This window comes from Microcoleus sp. A6-C6, from assembly GCF_036705955.1.
Lineage (GTDB): Bacteria > Cyanobacteriota > Cyanobacteriia > Cyanobacteriales > Microcoleaceae > Microcoleus.
This window is the reverse complement of record NZ_JAUBVR010000027.1, coordinates 30,820-47,384: the sequence shown is the minus strand read 5'-3', so window position 1 is coordinate 47,384 and position 16,565 is coordinate 30,820. Positions and strand designations below refer to the sequence as shown.

The following is a 16,565-nucleotide window of genomic DNA, read 5'->3' as shown; positions in this document are numbered from 1 at the left end:
TAAAACCCATGCTTATTGCAAAAAAAACGCGGGCGAGAACCCAACCCCATCACCCTTTTTCGGCAAACTATATGTAGTGTGCCTCCCTAAGTCCTGTAATGCACAAAAATTGTTGTACTCAAAATTCATAACTCTCTGTATAACGGGCCAGCTTATGAGCGCAAAATTTTCCGATAGCGAGCTTCAATTACCGAGTAGATGCCATAGGCAATTAAACCCAAAGGTACTATACCCAAAATCACTGGACTAAAAGGCTGTTTTCCCAGAATTGCCAACACCTCGCCCAATCCCTTCGTTTGACTGGCATCCGATAGCCTTGCTGCTTGAATAAAGAAAAGACCGATTATAACGAAAACAATCCCACGGGCAGCAATTCCAAATCGACCCAACCGTGTCGCCCAAGTTAGCTCGTTTTGGCTCATTTCATCTAGCTTGAAATGGTGGCGGAATTTGGCTTTATATGCTTCGTAGAAATAAGAAAAACCTACACCAATAACAATTGATCCCGCCAATCCTACCAGCCATTGTCCAAATGGTTGCGCTAAAAGTTGGGCTGTCAAATCTTCGGTTGTATCCTTTTTACCACCGCCCGAACCCATTATCAGTTTTACAGCCGTTAAAGCCAAACCTGCGTAAGCTAAAGCACTGAAGGCGTAGCCAATGCGTTGGGCAATTCGCTTGGCATCCATTTTTTGTCCTTGGTGTTCTGGGTCGATAATTGTCTGAACCATACGCCAAAGGAAATAACCAATAATGCCAATCGTTACAAGAAATAGCAGAAATTTACCGAAGGGTTGGTTAACAATTTCTGATAATGCACCGCTAGTATCGGTTGTCCTGCCGCCCATACTAAAGGCTGCTTGTGCTGCTAGAAAACCGACAATAAAGTAAACTAAGCCTTTGGAAGCATATCCCAATCTTGCCAGCCGCTCAAACCAGGGATGAGAAGCTGTCCGTCGAATTGACTGTTGAATGCTGTCGGTGGGTGAGTTCTGCGGTTTCATATTTTTTGACAATGTAGTTGTTAACGACTGCTGCCATAGGCAATAGTGCATTCCTTTCCAGTTAACGGAGTTATTAAACCAATAATTTATGTTATTATTTATTGATTTAAAGATTAGCTTGTTTAGAAATGTTTTTTATCTGTCTGGAGCGGGAGTGTCAACGGCAGATTAATTGATAATTTTCACCTTTTTGGGGCTTGACAAATATAGGTTTATGGGCTATATAATGGCTGGCATCATGGAGTAGTCTGTCAGCCGTCTAGTATATCTTTAATTAATTTTTTTTAACCCAAGTTTGAATAACAATTAGAATTGGCAGCGCTAAAAATCCTCCCAAAAAACCTAATAAAAATCCGAATGCTGTCAAGAGATCTAAGGTGTAAGCGGGAAGAAAAGATACCTGCTTTTTCATAATGATAGCTGTGAGAAAATTGCCTTCAAGACGTTGTAAGAATGGATGCGCCCCCTTGCGGCAGTTGGGAATTAAGCATCTATTGCCAATCGTCCGAGCGATCGCACTTAACTGAAAGCAATATCATAAGTTTTTCCTCAATCATCTTCCATCAGATGGATATTTTTTTATGGCATTAGACAGATGGCAAAGTTTGGCTAGTTAGATTAAATAGAGAGAGAAGCAACATTTTGAAATGTTGAACAGGGACAATAGACCTTTTACTTAAGTCTATTTTTAAGATTCTAAATTGCCATTGTCGCAAGAAGTTGATGGTTCAGAGGAGGATATTAGGAAAATGGAATCAACCACAACGGCAGTGGCTGTGTTGAGTTCAACCTTTTATTTACCGGAAATTGCCCAAATCAGTTCTAAAATATCAGGCATCCTGCCTGTGCTGAACTGAGTTTTCAGGAGAAGTCTAATAGCTAGCCACAAGGTGGTCGCTTGCGCCAGCAAGACAAGCAGAATCTCTTTCTTGCCTCGTTTATTTTGACGATCAATTCAGCAATAAGGTGTATATAATGAATCAACCAGAATCCTTGTCACAACCGCTGACGAACACCGAATTCGTCACAACTTTTCGCTTGTTCAGTCGAGTTAGCTTCTGGATACAGTTATTCTTGGGTGCTGTTTCCGGCATTGTTTTAGTATTTGCTATGTTGGGTCGCAACATGAGTGAACAAACCAATAATAATGCAGGTATTGGTTTCGGGATAGTTTTAGCGATAGTCGGCCTTTTATTGCTGTGCTTTAGAATTTTTTGGGATTTTCGCTATAGGCTTTTAGGCAGACTTTTGCACGCCGAAAATTCCCAAGTATATCCCAGCAAAGAACATATTACTAAAACCTTACAAATTGGATTAATTTCTAGTTTGGTGGGGGTATTGATCGCGTTTGTCGCTTCTGAAGAAACAGTTGCTGTAGTCCTAGCGAAAACTCTTAGTCAACCGCAAGCGATGGCCGCTTATGCGCCAGAAAATGTGATTCGTTCCTTAGATATTTTTGTGACAATGGCAAACGTGAATCTGATTGGAGCGCACTTTTTTGGAGCTGTTACTTCTCTTGGGTTACTCAATTGGGTAGAGGATTAGTTGGCAGCATTAGCGATCGCTAAAGGCAAACACAGATCCTATGTGGTCAGGATTTACAAGGGCTGACCGATTTAACTAAGGTTTGTGGTTGCACTGTCTTGGCGAAAGAGAGCGAAGACAGCGCAGCTACAAGCTAAAAGTGAAACTTTTCCGCGTTACTGTTTATACCAAATTTCCCGGAATATATGGCAACTGATGACTTAAATCAAAGTGAAACAACTGATGTAAGAAAAGTTTGTAGTCAACGTTAAAAAATTTTAACAATTTATCGCAAACTCAAACAATTAACAGCTACTGAACCTTGTCAATGTCGGAAAGCCAGAATTCAAACAAATCACATCGCCTGTGCAATTTTAGTCTGGACTTTCATAAAAAGAGCGCATTTAATGGGGAAAACTATCTACAACCGCTCGCCCCCACATCCCAAAATTCGATCGCACCCTTTCCCCCAATTTATTCCCCAAGACACTCGTCAGCCCGGTTAACAGCGCTATCCTAGAGTTATATTGCCCTTAAACCCGATCGACCCGGAGGCCCCTTGTTCAGCCTAGTTCAAAACACTTCTCGCAAAGGAGAAATCCTAGAGGTCGTCTTCCGCAACGGTTGGGACTACATGAAAAGCCTCCTAACCGGCCGCAAAACCGACGCGCCCAGCCTCCCAACTCCCGCTGTTCTGCGCAACATCCTCGTCGAATTAGGCCCAGTTTTTGTGAAATTGGGACAATTGCTGAGTACCCGTCCCGACCTTTTACCCGCCGCCTACATCGAAACCCTCTCGACGCTACAAGCGGAAGTTCCGCCCGTACCCTGGTCGGAAGTAGAATTTATTGTCCGCAAGGAACTCAAACAATCTCTCGAAGATACCTTCGCTAAATTTAACACTCAGGCGATCGCCGCAGGGTCGATCGCCCAAACCCACAAAGCTACCTTAAAAGACGGCCGCGAAGTCGCCCTCAAAGTTCAGCGCCCCGGTATTGATATTGTCATCGAACAAGACATCGCCGTGCTCCGAGGTTTAGCAGAACTTGTCATGCTCACAGACTTCGGTCAACAATACGATATTGTCGCCTTAGCCGAAGAATTTGCGATCGCCCTGCGCGCAGAACTAGACTTCATTCAAGAAGCCAGCTACACCGACGAACTGCGCCGCAATTTATCTAAAAGTAAATGGTTCGACCCAAAACAAGTTGTTCTACCAGAAATTAACTGGGAGTTGACTACAAAAAAACTCTTAGTAATGGAATGGCTGAATGGAGTGCCGATTTTGTTAGGCGATTTGCAAGGAATTGGCCACAAAGGAGATATAAATGCCGAACGCGAAGCAATTACAACCCTGCTTTGCCGCGTTTTCTTCCAGCAGTTGTATATCGACGGATTCTTTCACGCAGACCCGCATCCAGGCAATTTATTTTATCTCAGAGACGGTCGGATTGCCCTGCTAGACTGCGGCATGGTCGGCAGATTAGACCCGCGCACACAGCAGAATTTGACAGAAATGTTACTGTCAATTGTCGATTTAGACGCTCAGCGCTGCGCTCAATTAACATTGCAAATGGCAGAATTTGCTCAGCCTACAAGTTTGGCTAATCTAGAGAATGATTTGGCTAGAATGCTGCGAAAGTATTACAATATTAGCTTGTCGCAAATGAACTTATCGGAAATATTTTATGAGGTACTGGAAATTACCAGAAACAATAAAATTAGGCTACCCAGCAATCTCGGTTTGTATGCAAAAACTCTAGCTAATTTGGAAGGATTGGCGCGTTCTTTTAATCCCAGATTCAATATTATAGAGCAGGTGAAACCGCTGATGACTGATATGTTTCGGCGTCAGTTATTGGGAGATGACCCGATACAAGCTCTGTTGAGAACAGCTCTGGATCTGAAAAGCTTATCTTTGCAATCTCCGCGACAGGTGGAAGTGCTTTTAGACAGGGTTACTTCGGAGACTTTGAAGTGGAACTTGAGCATAAAAGAACTCGATCCGTTGCGCCGCACTTTGGGGGATTCTGCGAATCGGCTTTCTTTTAGTATTGTTGTAGGTTCGCTGATTGTGGGGGCGGCAATTATTTCTTCTAATGCACAAACTGCTCAGCTATCTTTTTTGAGCAATGGTTTGTTTGGGGCGGCTAGTTTTTTGGGTTTTTGGTTAATTCTTAGCATTTTGCGATCGGGCCGTTTGCGGAGTTGATTCTCAAGGGGAAATGGGGGAAATCTGGAGATGTACCAACTATAAATTATGTGCGGACGATTCACTTTAAATACTTCAGCGCAAATCATCGCCGAATTCTTCAAACTGTCGGAAGTTCCCGATATCAAACTGCGATACAATATCGCCCCAACTCAATCAGTGGCGACAGTTACAGTTTCTCCCCAGCAAATGCAGCGACAGTTCCAATTTATGCGCTGGGGCTTGATTCCGAGTTGGGCAAAGGATCTGAAAATAGGCAGTAAGATGATTAATGCGCGATCGGAAACTGTAGCCGAAAAACCTGCTTTTCGCAGCGCCATCAAGCACAGGCGATGTTTGATAGTTGCTGACGGTTTCTACGAATGGCTACCCCAGGGAAAGCACAAACAGCCTTACTATTTTCAAATGGCGGAGGGCGAACTTTTTGCTTTTGCGGGTTTGTGGGAAAATTGGCAATCTCCCGAAGCAGAAAACATTGTATCTTGCACTATAATTACTACCGCTGCTAACGAAACAGTGCAGCCAGTGCACGATCGAATGCCGGTGATTCTCCCTGAGTGCGCCTGGGAAAAGTGGCTCGATCCTGCTGTTAACAGTGCTCAGGAAGTTTTGCCGCTGTTAAAGCCGTATGCTGCCACAGCCATGACAGCAAAGGCCGTAAGTGCGATCGTCAACAGTTCCAGCAAAGACAGTCCTGAGTGCATTCAAGCAATTGAATAAACGCAGTCATTGTATCATGTCCGCTGTTTGTAGTGAGGACTGTAGTCCTCCTACAAATCACTGTTATTGTAGGGTGCGTCAGCGGGAAGTTTATTAGTGTCTCATCATCACATTCTGCCCCATACGCACCTACAAACTACTAGATTTCAAGCGTTATAGGGACTTGATCGCGATCAAGTCCCAATCTGAATTGAAGGGCACCTACCTCACTGCCTTAAAAACTGCTATAGAATATAGCCAGGTGCAACAAGCGCATAAAGGTAGGGTATGTCACAGCATGATTCTTCTATCCCAAAGTCGGCAATTAGAGACAACCGCCACCGCGGCACTGTGGGCGATTTTTTGAAAGCCAAGGTCGAGGCAAACTCAACCTTGTCAATTGTTTCTGCTTACTTTACAATTTATGCCTTTGATGCTTTGAAGGAACAACTTCTAGGTATTAAAAGCTTGAAATTTCTCTTTGGCGAACCGCGCTTCATCAAGTCCCTTGACCCCAGTAAAACTGATAAAAAGGCTTTCCAAATTGAGGATCAGGGCTTGCAGTTACAGAATCGGTTGGAGCAAAAGCGGGTTGCAAAAGAATGTGCAGAATGGATTGAGAAAAAAGTACAGATACGGTCGGTCAAGCAATCTAATTTACTGCACGGCAAAATGTATCACAGTGCTCATAACGGAACTGAAAATGCTATTATGGGAAGTTCTAATTTTACCGTGCGGGGACTGGGATTAGGTACGAAATATAACAATATTGAACTCAATTTAGAAGTAGATAGTAAACGCGATACCCGTGACCTTAAAGCCTGGTTTGATGAACTCTGGAATGATGCCGAACTAATCGAAGATGTCAAACAAGATGTGCTGCTGTACCTAGAGCAACTTTACCAGAATAATTCTCCTGAGTTTATCTACTACAAAACTCTGTTTCATATCTTCGAGACCTTCCTAGATGACCTAGAAAAAAGCGATCTTCTCAGCGAACAGCTACACCTATTTGATACAGAAATCTGGAAAGCTTTATTTGAATTTCAAAAAGACGGAGTTAAAGCAGCCATCAATAAAATCCGACGATATAACGGGTGTATTATTGCTGACAGTGTTGGTTTAGGTAAAACATTTGAAGCTCTAGCGGTTATTAAATATTTTGAACTTCGCAATGAAAAAGTTTTGGTTCTGTGTCCCAAAAAACTCCGCGAGAATTGGACTGTATATCTAGCACAGAACAATAGCGATCTCAATCCTTTGGTTAAAGACCGCTTTAACTATACAGTCCTATCTCACACCGACTTGAGCCGGGATTCCGGTTTGTCTGGGGACATTAAGTTAGAAACAATTAATTGGGGAAACTATGACTTGGTAGTTATTGACGAATCCCACAATTTCCGCAACAACATCAAGAGTAAACGGGACGAATCTGGCAATCTAATTAGAAAGAGTCGTTACGAAAGGCTGATGGATGATATTATCAAGAGCGGTGTCAAAACTCAGGTGCTACTCTTATCAGCAACTCCGGTTAACAATGATTTAAAGGATTTGCGGAATCAACTTTATTTTATCACAGAAGGTGGCGACGCTGCGTTTCGCGAATCGCTGGGAATTGCCAGTTTGCGCGATACACTAGCTGATGCTCAGGGGAGATTTACCAAGTGGGCTAAGAAAAGTCGGGAACGCAAAACTAGCGAACTGCTGGAAGAACTAAGTTCTGCTTTCTTCAAATTGCTTGACGAACTGACGATCGCCCGATCGCGCAAGCACATCCAAAAATACTATAAAGATGCGATCGCCCAATTAGGCGGCTTTCCAGAACGGCTCAAACCCATCTCCGTATTTTCTGAGATTGACCGAGAGGGTAAGTTCATGTCCTACGAACAGCTCAACAGCGAAATTTCTAAGTATCAACTCTCCCTGTTCAACCCTTCAAAATATGTCCTGTCCCCATACCGATCGGTGTATGAAAATAAAGGAGTGCAAAATTTCAGACAGAGCGATCGCGAACGCTCTCTAATCGGCATGATGAAGGTCAATTTCTTGAAACGGCTGGAAAGTTCGGTGAATTCCTTCGCTATCACAATGCAGCGGACTATTGACAAGATATCGGAGTTGCAAGAGCGACTTGAATGGTTCAAGAAGTGCCAAGACGAGAACGCAGAAATTGATTTCAATGATTTAGAGATCAAAGAAGAAGAAGACGAGGATTTAAGCTCAGCCTGGGAGGTTGGCAAGCTAAAAGTTAAAATGGCGCACGGCGTTGCTTAATCAGGGTATGAAAAAGAATTAGGCAAAAATCCAGAAGCTTTGTGGACAATGGTTTTTATGATTTGCATATTTAGCCGTTCATACCGTAAATCAGCAACGCCAAATGGCGCACCTCGATGTCGAAACGTGGTTAAAAGACCTGAAACGCGACAAGGAACAGCTTGCAAAAATTTATAATTCTGCCAAAAGCATTTCTGTTGAACGAGATGCCAAGCTTGCTAACTTAAAAGAACTGATCGCCGAGAAAGTCAAACATCCTACAACTAACAAAAATGGCAAACCAAATCGCAAGGTTTTAGTCTTTACTGCGTTTGCTGATACGGCAGTTTATCTCTACGAAGCATTGCGGGAGTGGGCAACATTAGAATTAAAAATTAACCTGGCTTTGGTGACTGGTGGTTCGGCGGCAAATAAGACTACTTTTGGCAAAAATCAGTTCGATCACGTCCTGACAAATTTTTCCCCTTTCGCCAAGAAACGCGCTCAAATGCCATCTATGCAGCAAGACGGTGAGATTGACCTATTAATTGCCACAGATTGTATTTCCGAAGGGCAAAATTTACAAGATTGCGATTATCTAATTAACTACGACATACACTGGAACCCAGTCCGAATTATCCAGCGGTTCGGCAGGTGCGATCGCATCGGCAGCCCCAACCACACCGTACAATTAATTAATTTTTGGCCGACAGAGGACTTGGATCAGTACATCAATCTGAAAAATCGAGTAGAAGCACGGATGGCTTTAGCGGACATGGCTGGTACATTTGAAGATAACCTGCTGGAGGCCAAGGAAATTAAAGAACTGATTGAGAGTGATTTGAAATACCGCGACAAGCAGTTGCTGCGATTGAAAGATGAGGTGCTGGATCTCGAAGATTTCACCGAGAGTGTAACTCTCACGGAATTCACTCTCGATGATTTCCGAATGGAACTAGCCAAATACATTGAGAGCAACCGCAAACTACTGCAAGATGCCCCTTTAGGACTCTATGCAGTAGTTCCAACTAACTCGGAGTACCCGATAATTGCTCCGGGCATAATTTTTTGCCTCAAACAAAAAGGCGATTGTCTTGATAATAAAACCGTCAACCCGCTGCAACCATACTTTTTAGTTTACGTTCGAGAAAATAAGGAAGTGCGATTAACTTTTGCTCAACCCAAACAAATACTTGAAATATATCAGTTGCTGTGCGCGGGGTGTACTGTTCCCTACGAAGAGTTGTGCAACTTGTTTGATAGACAAACTAATAACGGATTTGATATGAGTTTATATAACGATTTGCTTAAGCGGGCGGTTGATTCAATTGCAGGTATTTACAACAAGCGGCTCATCGGAAATTTGCTGTCTAGCCGCAGTGCTGTGTTGGTTGAGCAAGCGCATCAGGTTAAAGCAACAACTGATTTTGAACTGATTACCTGGCTGGTGATTAAATGAACGGCAGCGAACAACAAGCCAAAGTATCTATTAACCAAGCTTTAAGTAGTTTTGCCAAGGGAAACATTGCCGATAACGCCCGTAATTTGTTCTCGGTTCTTGGCTACCGTAGTGATAAACTTTCTGACCTCGTTCCTAATAGTTCGGATAATTTTATTGCCCATTTTGATAATGATAAAAAGCTAAATCACCAAAAAGCTCTCTTAAATGAATGGCTGACTGTTGATTTTTTATTTCAGCTCACTTGGGATGAAATTGCGGGTAATGACCAGCTAAAATTATCCTTGGAGACAAGAGCTAAGGGAGAAAATACGTTTTTGATTTACTCCTACTTGTTTTTCGCGATCGCACTGCGGAGGGGCGCGTACACTATCGAACAACTTGACGGGATTGTCCGCGAGATTAATAAAATTTTACCGATGCCGGCGATCGTTATTTTTCAGCAGGGAGAAACTCTGACTTTCTCCATGATAAACCGCCGCCCAAACAAAGGCAATGAATCTAAAGATGTATTAGAAAAAGTTAAACATATTAAAGATATCCCATTCGACAGTCCTACAAACTCCCATTTAAAAACTCTCTTCGATATTTCCTTGGCAGAGTTGCATAAAAATCACAGCTTTAGCAACTTTGACAAGTTTCATGAAGCTTGGCATAAAACCATTCCTGACAGCATAAAATTTAAAAAAGATCCTCCGCGGCAAGATTCACTTCGCGCTTACCTGCAAGAAATCGGTCGAATTCCCATGCTCAAAGCTGAGGAAGAGATTGAATTAGCTCGAAAAATTGCTGAGTTAGAATTAGAGGGCAGCCGAAAAGCTAAAGACAAAATGGTAGAGTCTAACTTGCGGCTGGTAGTCTCAATTGCTAAAAAATATCAAAATCGAGGGCTGGATTTATTAGACTTGATTCAGGAGGGAAATCTCGGTTTAATCAAGGCTGTAGAAAAGTTTGATTGCACGATGGGAACCAGGTTTTCCACCCACGCATATTGGTGGATTCGTCAGGCAATTACGCGGGCTATTGCCGATCGATCGCGGATTATCCGCCTACCAGTTGACGTTTATAAAACTATTTCGCAGATTAAGAAAACTACCAAACAGCTTTCTGAAGAAATCAGTCGCCAGCCTACCGAAGAAGAAATCGCTACTAAAATGGAGATAACAATTGCCAAATTGCGATTGGTTATTAAATCTGCTAAATCTATCATTTCCTTAGATACTAAAATGGGGGATTATGAAGACTGTACATTGGGAGACTTGATTGAATTCGATGGAGAAACACCAGAAGAAAAAGCATCTAAAAATTTGTTCGCCGAAGATTTAGAAAGCGTTTTAGATACTCTGGCCCCTCGACAACGTGACATTATTCGGATGCGATTCGGATTGGATGATGGCCGCGAGAAAAGTCTACAGGAAATCGGCAATATATTTAATCTTACCCGCGAGCGGATTCGACAAATTGAGGCTAAGGCTTTACTAAGATTGCGCCATCCCAACCGTAACAGCATTTTAAAAGAATGTATTCGCCCGACAGCAATTTACGAAACTCAGACAAAAAGACCGATCGCCCAACCGATGCAGCCCAGACACTTCAACATTCCAGAAAACTTGTCTCGCAGCGGCGACACTTTCTTACAGGAGCCAGTTGGTGATAAAATAGTTGATACAGCTAATATGACCGAACCATTAATTTATTTTAACAATTTCATAGACAAATCAAATATAGAACAAGCAACGTTGGCTCAGACTTACCTGTCGAGGGCCGATGAAAGTGAAAATAATTTCAATTATGCAAATAATGAGCATAATTTCCACATTGCCGAACTGACAGAAAATAACTTGAAAGGAGTGATTAAACCGATGGTACAAAATTCAGCAGACTTACTGAAACAACTCGCGGAACTGGAGCAGGTTTTTTGCCAACTGGAGAAACGAGTATCAGAGGCGAGTCGAAAGTTGCTTGACCCTGGTATACCTATATCTCAAAAACTTATTCAAGAACTTGACGAGTCCCGTAAAAACTTTATTCAGCTTCGCGACAATGTGCTAGAACTGGCTGAATCTTTGGCAGTATCGCCAATGCTGCAAGCTGAGGAAATTGGTTCTTTAGCGGATATCAAATCTGTACTTGACCGTGTGGATTTGGCGGAAAAGCAAAAAAGTGCGATCGCTCTTGTCCGCGACTCTGCTTTGAGGGTTTTGGAGCGCATTTTGGCGATCGCCCATCGAGTAGAGAGCAATTTTCAATCATTGCTGGAATGTCAGGAAACAGCCCGCGAACTTCAACGCGCCATCTCCGAATCGCAGGAGTCTGACTTGCATCCCGACACCCAACTCTTGGCTGACGGTAATCATCCATTCTCCCAACTGCTAACACTAATTGCAGAATGGGAAGCAGCAGATGACGAGGGTTTGGCTTCCTTACAGGATGTCGTAGCAGAATCATTTGGAAGAACTCTGGCGATGGCAGCAGTAAGAGGAAAACTGATGATCCAGGCGGAAGCAATACCAGATTTACCTGCTGTTTCTATTAATAATAACTTAAAGGAAACTTTCTTAGCTGAGGAGTCGGAATCTAAAACGGTGCTTATTGTCGAACAACCTGCTGTAGCAGAGTTGAACGCGGTATTCACAGAGGATACGAACGCGCCGCCCACCCCTGAAAATTTCCCCGATATTCCACCAATAGAATCGCCAACCGCAATTCAGATAAATCAGCCAAATTCTGAAAATAAACAAGGGAAAGAAGTTGAAAAGCAGGGGGATAAAAAAAGAGAAGAAAAACAGCCTCTTTACTGCTTCTCGCCCGACGATACCGCTCAAAAAATCGCTCAATCCATCTTGGACGGCACTGATCGAGAACGTCCAGCAGTTTTGCGCGACTTAGTTTGGCGGCTAATTTTTGAAGACAAACTCAGCCTTGCCTTTCATTTAGCTCGCTGCTTAGAAAAACAATATCCCCACTTTTATCCGCACTTGCCACCGCAGTTAATTCGAGCAGTATTGCTGGGAAAAAACCTGCGCTATGACATAGGCTCTGGACAACTGGCAAATCTGCTTAAAGATGACTTCACCGATTACAGCGAAAGCTATGTATTACCAGATAAAAGTGAATGGACTCAAGCTGCAAGCTTGCTCTTGGCAGCAGCAGCACTGCGCCCGTCTTTGCTAGCGCCAAATACTGGTGCGAAGCACCTTCTCCAGCAGCTTCAGTTCGGTAAAGCTGGACTTGAAAAACTGTACGATTATTGCCAAATAATCGCCCGACACGGCGATGGGCAGCGGGCGCTGGATATCAAAGCCATCAAGAAAGCCAAAGATCAGGCAGACATAAAAAAATCTTTGGACGATTTGCATCAAAACATCAAATCTTGGTGGTTTCAAGCACAGAAAAAAGATATGATTTACCCGCCGGCGAAGAAGGTTTGGCAGGATTGGTTGAAGCCTGAAAAACTGATTCACTCTTTAGTATTTCCTGTGCTTGAACAAGATTTGAGTAAACTTTCAGCACTCAAGCAGGAAGTCTACCGATTGTCAGACGAATCGCAGATAGACTCTGAAGTTGATAAGACAGACCGTAAAATTCGCCGCAGTCGCAGTGATGCCATGATGGGGAAAGCTCTGATTCAGTTTCGCGAGCGCGTTCGTGAACCTGTTGATTTAGTGCGAAAGTGGATTGAGATTCAGGAATCGTGTTTAGATCAAAGAGACGATTATCTTCAGAAAGAAACCAAACAGTTAAAACAAGATATTGATCAGCTTCAAGATACTGTTCTTAAAGAATTGGATACCTGTGAGGCGACAAAACCTCCCGTGCTTATTTTAGCTGGTATCGCCTGTTGCCGAAAAGCTGTGAAAGACATCGGCAATATCTTCGATCCAGATAGTGAATTGCCAATCGCAGAACCTTACCCAAGACATATCCTGCACGCGGATATGTTAAGAATGCCGTCTCTCCCTATCAACGATGACTGGGCACTGGATATCGCTAATCCTGAACCGGGTATAAATGGAATTTTGGAGTTGGTTAAAAATGATATTTGGGATTGGCAACAAGCATTCGATATGCACAGTTATCTCTGTAGTTCACAAGCTGTCGGAAATCACGAAGCTACGGCGAAAATTATCGAATATCTCGAACACAACCCAGAACTAAATTTAGACCTCGCTCAGCTAAAAAACGAACGAAATTATCGGATTAAAGAGTGTAAATCTTTTTTGCACGAGCAGGTCGAGACTACTAGCAAACAGCTTGAAAGTGCCGTAGCTTTCGGTTTACTAAGAGAAACAGATAGAACTGCTTATGCAGCACAGATTGAAAGCATTAAAAAGGCTCTGGAAACAACTAGGCGGTTTTCCGAAAAGATTGAGCTGCTTCGGGCGATCGGTGAAGCAATTAGCGCCAAGCGCCAGGAACAGATCGATCGAGTGTCGGAGCAATTAGAGAGTCTTCAGCAAACAGGTATAGCAGATGCCGATCGTACCAGAATTTGTAGTGTATTGGAGCAAGGCGATATTCTGACGGCTAATGAATATATATCTATGCTGCAAAAAGGGCGATCGCTTCCTGAACCAGAGGAAAAGAGAGATGCTTTTAAAGACTTCTTCGAGCATGATAAGTATACTGCGATCGAAAAAGTGCTTAAGGATTACAAAAAGCAAGAGCTAATTGCAGACATTTCCAAAGGCAAAAATATCGCCAAAATCCAGATGCCGCAGGGTGCCCAAGCCAAAAAAGCCGCTGAAATGCTCGACACTTGGTTGGCAGCCAAGGGAAGGAATCAAGCCACAGAGAAAGATGCTCATCAAATTCTCAGCAACCTCGGTTTTAACCTAAAATCTCTTACATTTAAAAAATCAGGACAATATACCTGGATTGACGTTAATGCCGAGCCGATATTTGACCAAAATCGCTGTCCTGTGTCTGCCTATGGTTCAGCCGCCAACGGTCATTACCGGATTCTTTGCCTATGGGATATACCAAACGAACAGGATATCCTGAATGCGGTTGGAGAAACTGCTCTGGGTTCTCCAGTATTCGTCTTTTATTTTCGGCGAATGACCGTAAAGAGACGCCGAGATTTGGCTGATTTGTGTCGGCAGCGTCGGAGCACTTTCATTGTTATAGATGATCTGCTGATGCTCTACCTTTGCGGAGAACAAAAAACACGCCTACCTGTCTTGTTTGACTGTACCTTACCCTTTACTTACCTAGAACCTTATAAAACCGCAGCAGGAGAGGTTCCGCCTGAGATGTTTTACGGGCGAGAACGAGAACGGAAATCCATAATCGATCCAGAAGGTTCTTGTTTAATTTATGGAGGGCGCCAGTTAGGTAAAACGGTTTTGCTTAAGTATGTACACCGGACTTTTCACGCAACCGAGGTGGGAAGGAACGCCCTATTTTTGGATATCAAAGAAATTGGGCGCAAGCAACTGTTAGATAAGATTTGGCATCTACTAAACGAAGAATTGGATAAATTGCAAATTCCCGATACCAACCGGCGCAATTCAGTCCGCGAAAGCAGCTTGCAGCGGATTAAAAGTTGGCTGGAATTCGACAAGCAGCGGCGCTTTTTGCTGTTGTTGGATGAGGCAGATAATTTCCTGGAAGCCGATGGTAAGGAGGATTTCCCGCGCTGCGATGAGTTCAGAAAATTAATGACGGAAACTAACCGACGTTTTAAGGTAGTCTTTGCCGGATTGCACAACGTTCTGAGAACCACTAGACAAGCAAACCATCCGCTGGCTCACTTTGGCGCACCCATCTGCATTGGGCCTCTGCTGAATAATGGTGAAATGCGATCGGCAACAGCATTGGTAGAACGTCCGCTGGCTAGTCTTGGCTATCGTTTTGAATCACTTGATTTAATCCCGCGCATTCTTTGGCAGACTAACTATTATCCGAGCTTGATTCAACTCTATTGCGAGCAGTTACTCAAGCACATTACTAACCCAGATGTGCCTACTTTTGATCCTAAAATTAGTCCGCCTTACGTGATTACTTCTCGCCATGTAGAAGAAGCTTATCAAAGTCAAGACCTTCGCAATAATATTCGCGATCGCTTTAAGTTGACTCTGGGACTCGATCCGCGCTACGAGGTAATTGCCTACTCGATTGCTGATGGCTCTCAGGAGAATGAAACAGGCATGGAGGATGGGTTTTCTGTATCTTGGATTTGCGAGCAAGTCTTGTCTTGGTGGTCTGAAGGATTCGCGGGAAGGTCATCAGAAGATGAAATCCTTGCTTTACTAGAAGAAATGGTCGGATTAGGAGTTTTACGAGAAACCAATGCAGGTTACTTCACTCTGAGAAGTTCTAATTTAGCCTTGCTTATGGGTACGCAACCAGAAATTGAAGCAGAACTTCTGAGACCGCGTGAAGCTCCACCTGAATACGAACCTGCTACTTTTCGGTCTCCTCTTGTCAAAAATAAAGCTGATTCCCGGCGCAGTCCTTTAACTGTTAAACAGGAATCAGAGCTGCTGCGCCGGGAGTACGGTGTCTCTATTATATTTGGCTGCCAAGCGGCAGGAATTGACGATTTGAGAGTTTTTATGGAAGCAGCCTTTAGTAAGAAGGATTGCAAAATTCACTATTTAGAAAACCTTTCAGACCGCTCTGATTTCAGCCAGCGTTTGACAGAAATTAGTAACCGTCGCAAGAAAGATACCACGACGATCGTTGTTGTATCACCCACCACCCCTTGGACTAAGGATTGGGTTGATGAGGCAATTAAGAAAGTCAAAAGATTGAAGAAAGAAGACTCGTTTATGCAGCTTGTTTTTGTCGCAGATCCTCAGAAGGCTTGGCAGTTAGTTAATCATAATTCCACAGGTGTTGATTACTTTAAGGAACTGAGAAGTTTCAGTCTCAAACCTTGGCACGATGCCGCGCTGCGACATTGGTTGGAAGATATTAATTTGCCCAGGGAACTAGAAGTTAGAAAGAAGATTACAGAAGTGACAGGGAATTGGTCAAACCTGCTGCAAGAATTCTATAAATTTTCCCAGGCTGATTCTCGCTGGCAAGATTCTTTGCCGGAACTGAAGAATCAATTTAATAAATCCGATCAATTAATTAATTCAATGGGCTTTGACGGTTGCGAACCTCAAATAAAACTGGTGATGAGAACTTTGGCCCAATGGGGAGAAGCAGCGGTTGAGGAATTAATTGATCTTGTTGATGATGTATCGCCTGAAGTTGTCAAGCAGACTCTCAGATGGGCGGATCTCCTCAGTCTTGTCTCGCATTTAGGAAATCAGAAGCAAGACGGTAAGGATTACTGGCAGATTGACCCTGTAGTTGGTCGTCTGCTCGAATCTATGGCAGAGTAATACAAACTTTCTGCTGTCCGATGTACTTAAGTAAAACCCTCTTATTTTAGAGCCCCGACTTCTTCAAGAAGTCG

7 protein-coding genes and 1 pseudogene are annotated in these 16,565 nt (G+C 43.3%); 7 read left to right on the top strand and 1 reads right to left on the bottom strand.

Annotation, left to right across the window (positions count from 1 at the left end; all coding sequences use genetic code 11):
* Positions 1-152 precede the first annotated feature (152 nt).
* Positions 153-1,004 carry a DUF1206 domain-containing protein gene (locus QUB52_RS13245; protein ID WP_265239246.1) on the bottom strand — a complete coding sequence of 284 codons (852 nt, stop codon included), beginning with the start codon at positions 1,002-1,004 and terminating at the stop codon, positions 153-155.
* 975 nt (positions 1,005-1,979) lie between these two features.
* Between QUB52_RS13245 and QUB52_RS13240 the strand changes: the two genes are divergently transcribed.
* The 7 genes and pseudogenes from QUB52_RS13240 to QUB52_RS13205 all read left to right on the top strand — a co-directional run bounded on the left by QUB52_RS13240 (position 1,980) and on the right by QUB52_RS13205 (position 16,491).
* A complete protein-coding gene (locus tag QUB52_RS13240) occupies positions 1,980-2,549 on the top strand; it encodes a DUF3611 family protein (protein ID WP_265239247.1) in 570 nt (189 codons plus the stop codon).
* A 538-nt stretch (positions 2,550-3,087) separates the two neighbouring features.
* Positions 3,088-4,740 (top strand): ABC1 kinase family protein, encoded by a 1,653-nt coding sequence (locus tag QUB52_RS13230; RefSeq protein WP_265239248.1) that lies wholly within the window; start codon positions 3,088-3,090, stop codon positions 4,738-4,740.
* A 48-nt stretch (positions 4,741-4,788) separates the two neighbouring features.
* Entirely contained in the window at positions 4,789-5,460 is a 672-nt protein-coding gene (locus QUB52_RS13225) for an SOS response-associated peptidase (RefSeq protein WP_265239249.1), read from the top strand.
* A 267-nt stretch (positions 5,461-5,727) separates the two neighbouring features.
* Entirely contained in the window at positions 5,728-7,713 is a 1,986-nt protein-coding gene (locus QUB52_RS13220; RefSeq protein WP_332973799.1) for an SNF2-related protein, read from the top strand.
* A 103-nt stretch (positions 7,714-7,816) separates the two neighbouring features.
* A complete protein-coding gene (locus QUB52_RS13215; RefSeq protein ID WP_332973797.1) occupies positions 7,817-9,151 on the top strand; it encodes a C-terminal helicase domain-containing protein in 1,335 nt (444 codons plus the stop codon).
* A gap of 662 nt (positions 9,152-9,813) precedes the next feature.
* Positions 9,814-10,680, top strand: a pseudogene (locus tag QUB52_RS13210) (sigma-70 family RNA polymerase sigma factor); the annotation flags it as partial.
* Between the two features lie 48 nt (positions 10,681-10,728).
* Positions 10,729-16,491 carry an AAA family ATPase gene (locus tag QUB52_RS13205; protein ID WP_332973810.1) on the top strand — a complete coding sequence of 1,921 codons (5,763 nt, stop codon included), beginning with the start codon at positions 10,729-10,731 and terminating at the stop codon, positions 16,489-16,491.
* Positions 16,492-16,565: the final 74 nt, after the last annotated feature.

Bases quoted from the DNA above. Each gene is read 5' to 3' on its own strand.
- QUB52_RS13240 (WP_265239247.1), top strand. From the start codon at position 1,980: ATGAATCAACCAGAATCCTTGTCACAACCGCTGACGAACACCGAATTC.
- QUB52_RS13215 (WP_332973797.1), top strand. From the start codon at position 7,817: ATGGCGCACCTCGATGTCGAAACGTGGTTAAAAGACCTGAAACGCGAC.
- QUB52_RS13205 (WP_332973810.1), top strand. From the start codon at position 10,729: ATGCAGCCCAGACACTTCAACATTCCAGAAAACTTGTCTCGCAGCGGC.
- QUB52_RS13220 (WP_332973799.1), top strand. From the start codon at position 5,728: ATGTCACAGCATGATTCTTCTATCCCAAAGTCGGCAATTAGAGACAAC.
- QUB52_RS13245 (WP_265239246.1), bottom strand. From the start codon at position 1,004: ATGAAACCGCAGAACTCACCCACCGACAGCATTCAACAGTCAATTCGA.
- QUB52_RS13225 (WP_265239249.1), top strand. From the start codon at position 4,789: ATGTGCGGACGATTCACTTTAAATACTTCAGCGCAAATCATCGCCGAA.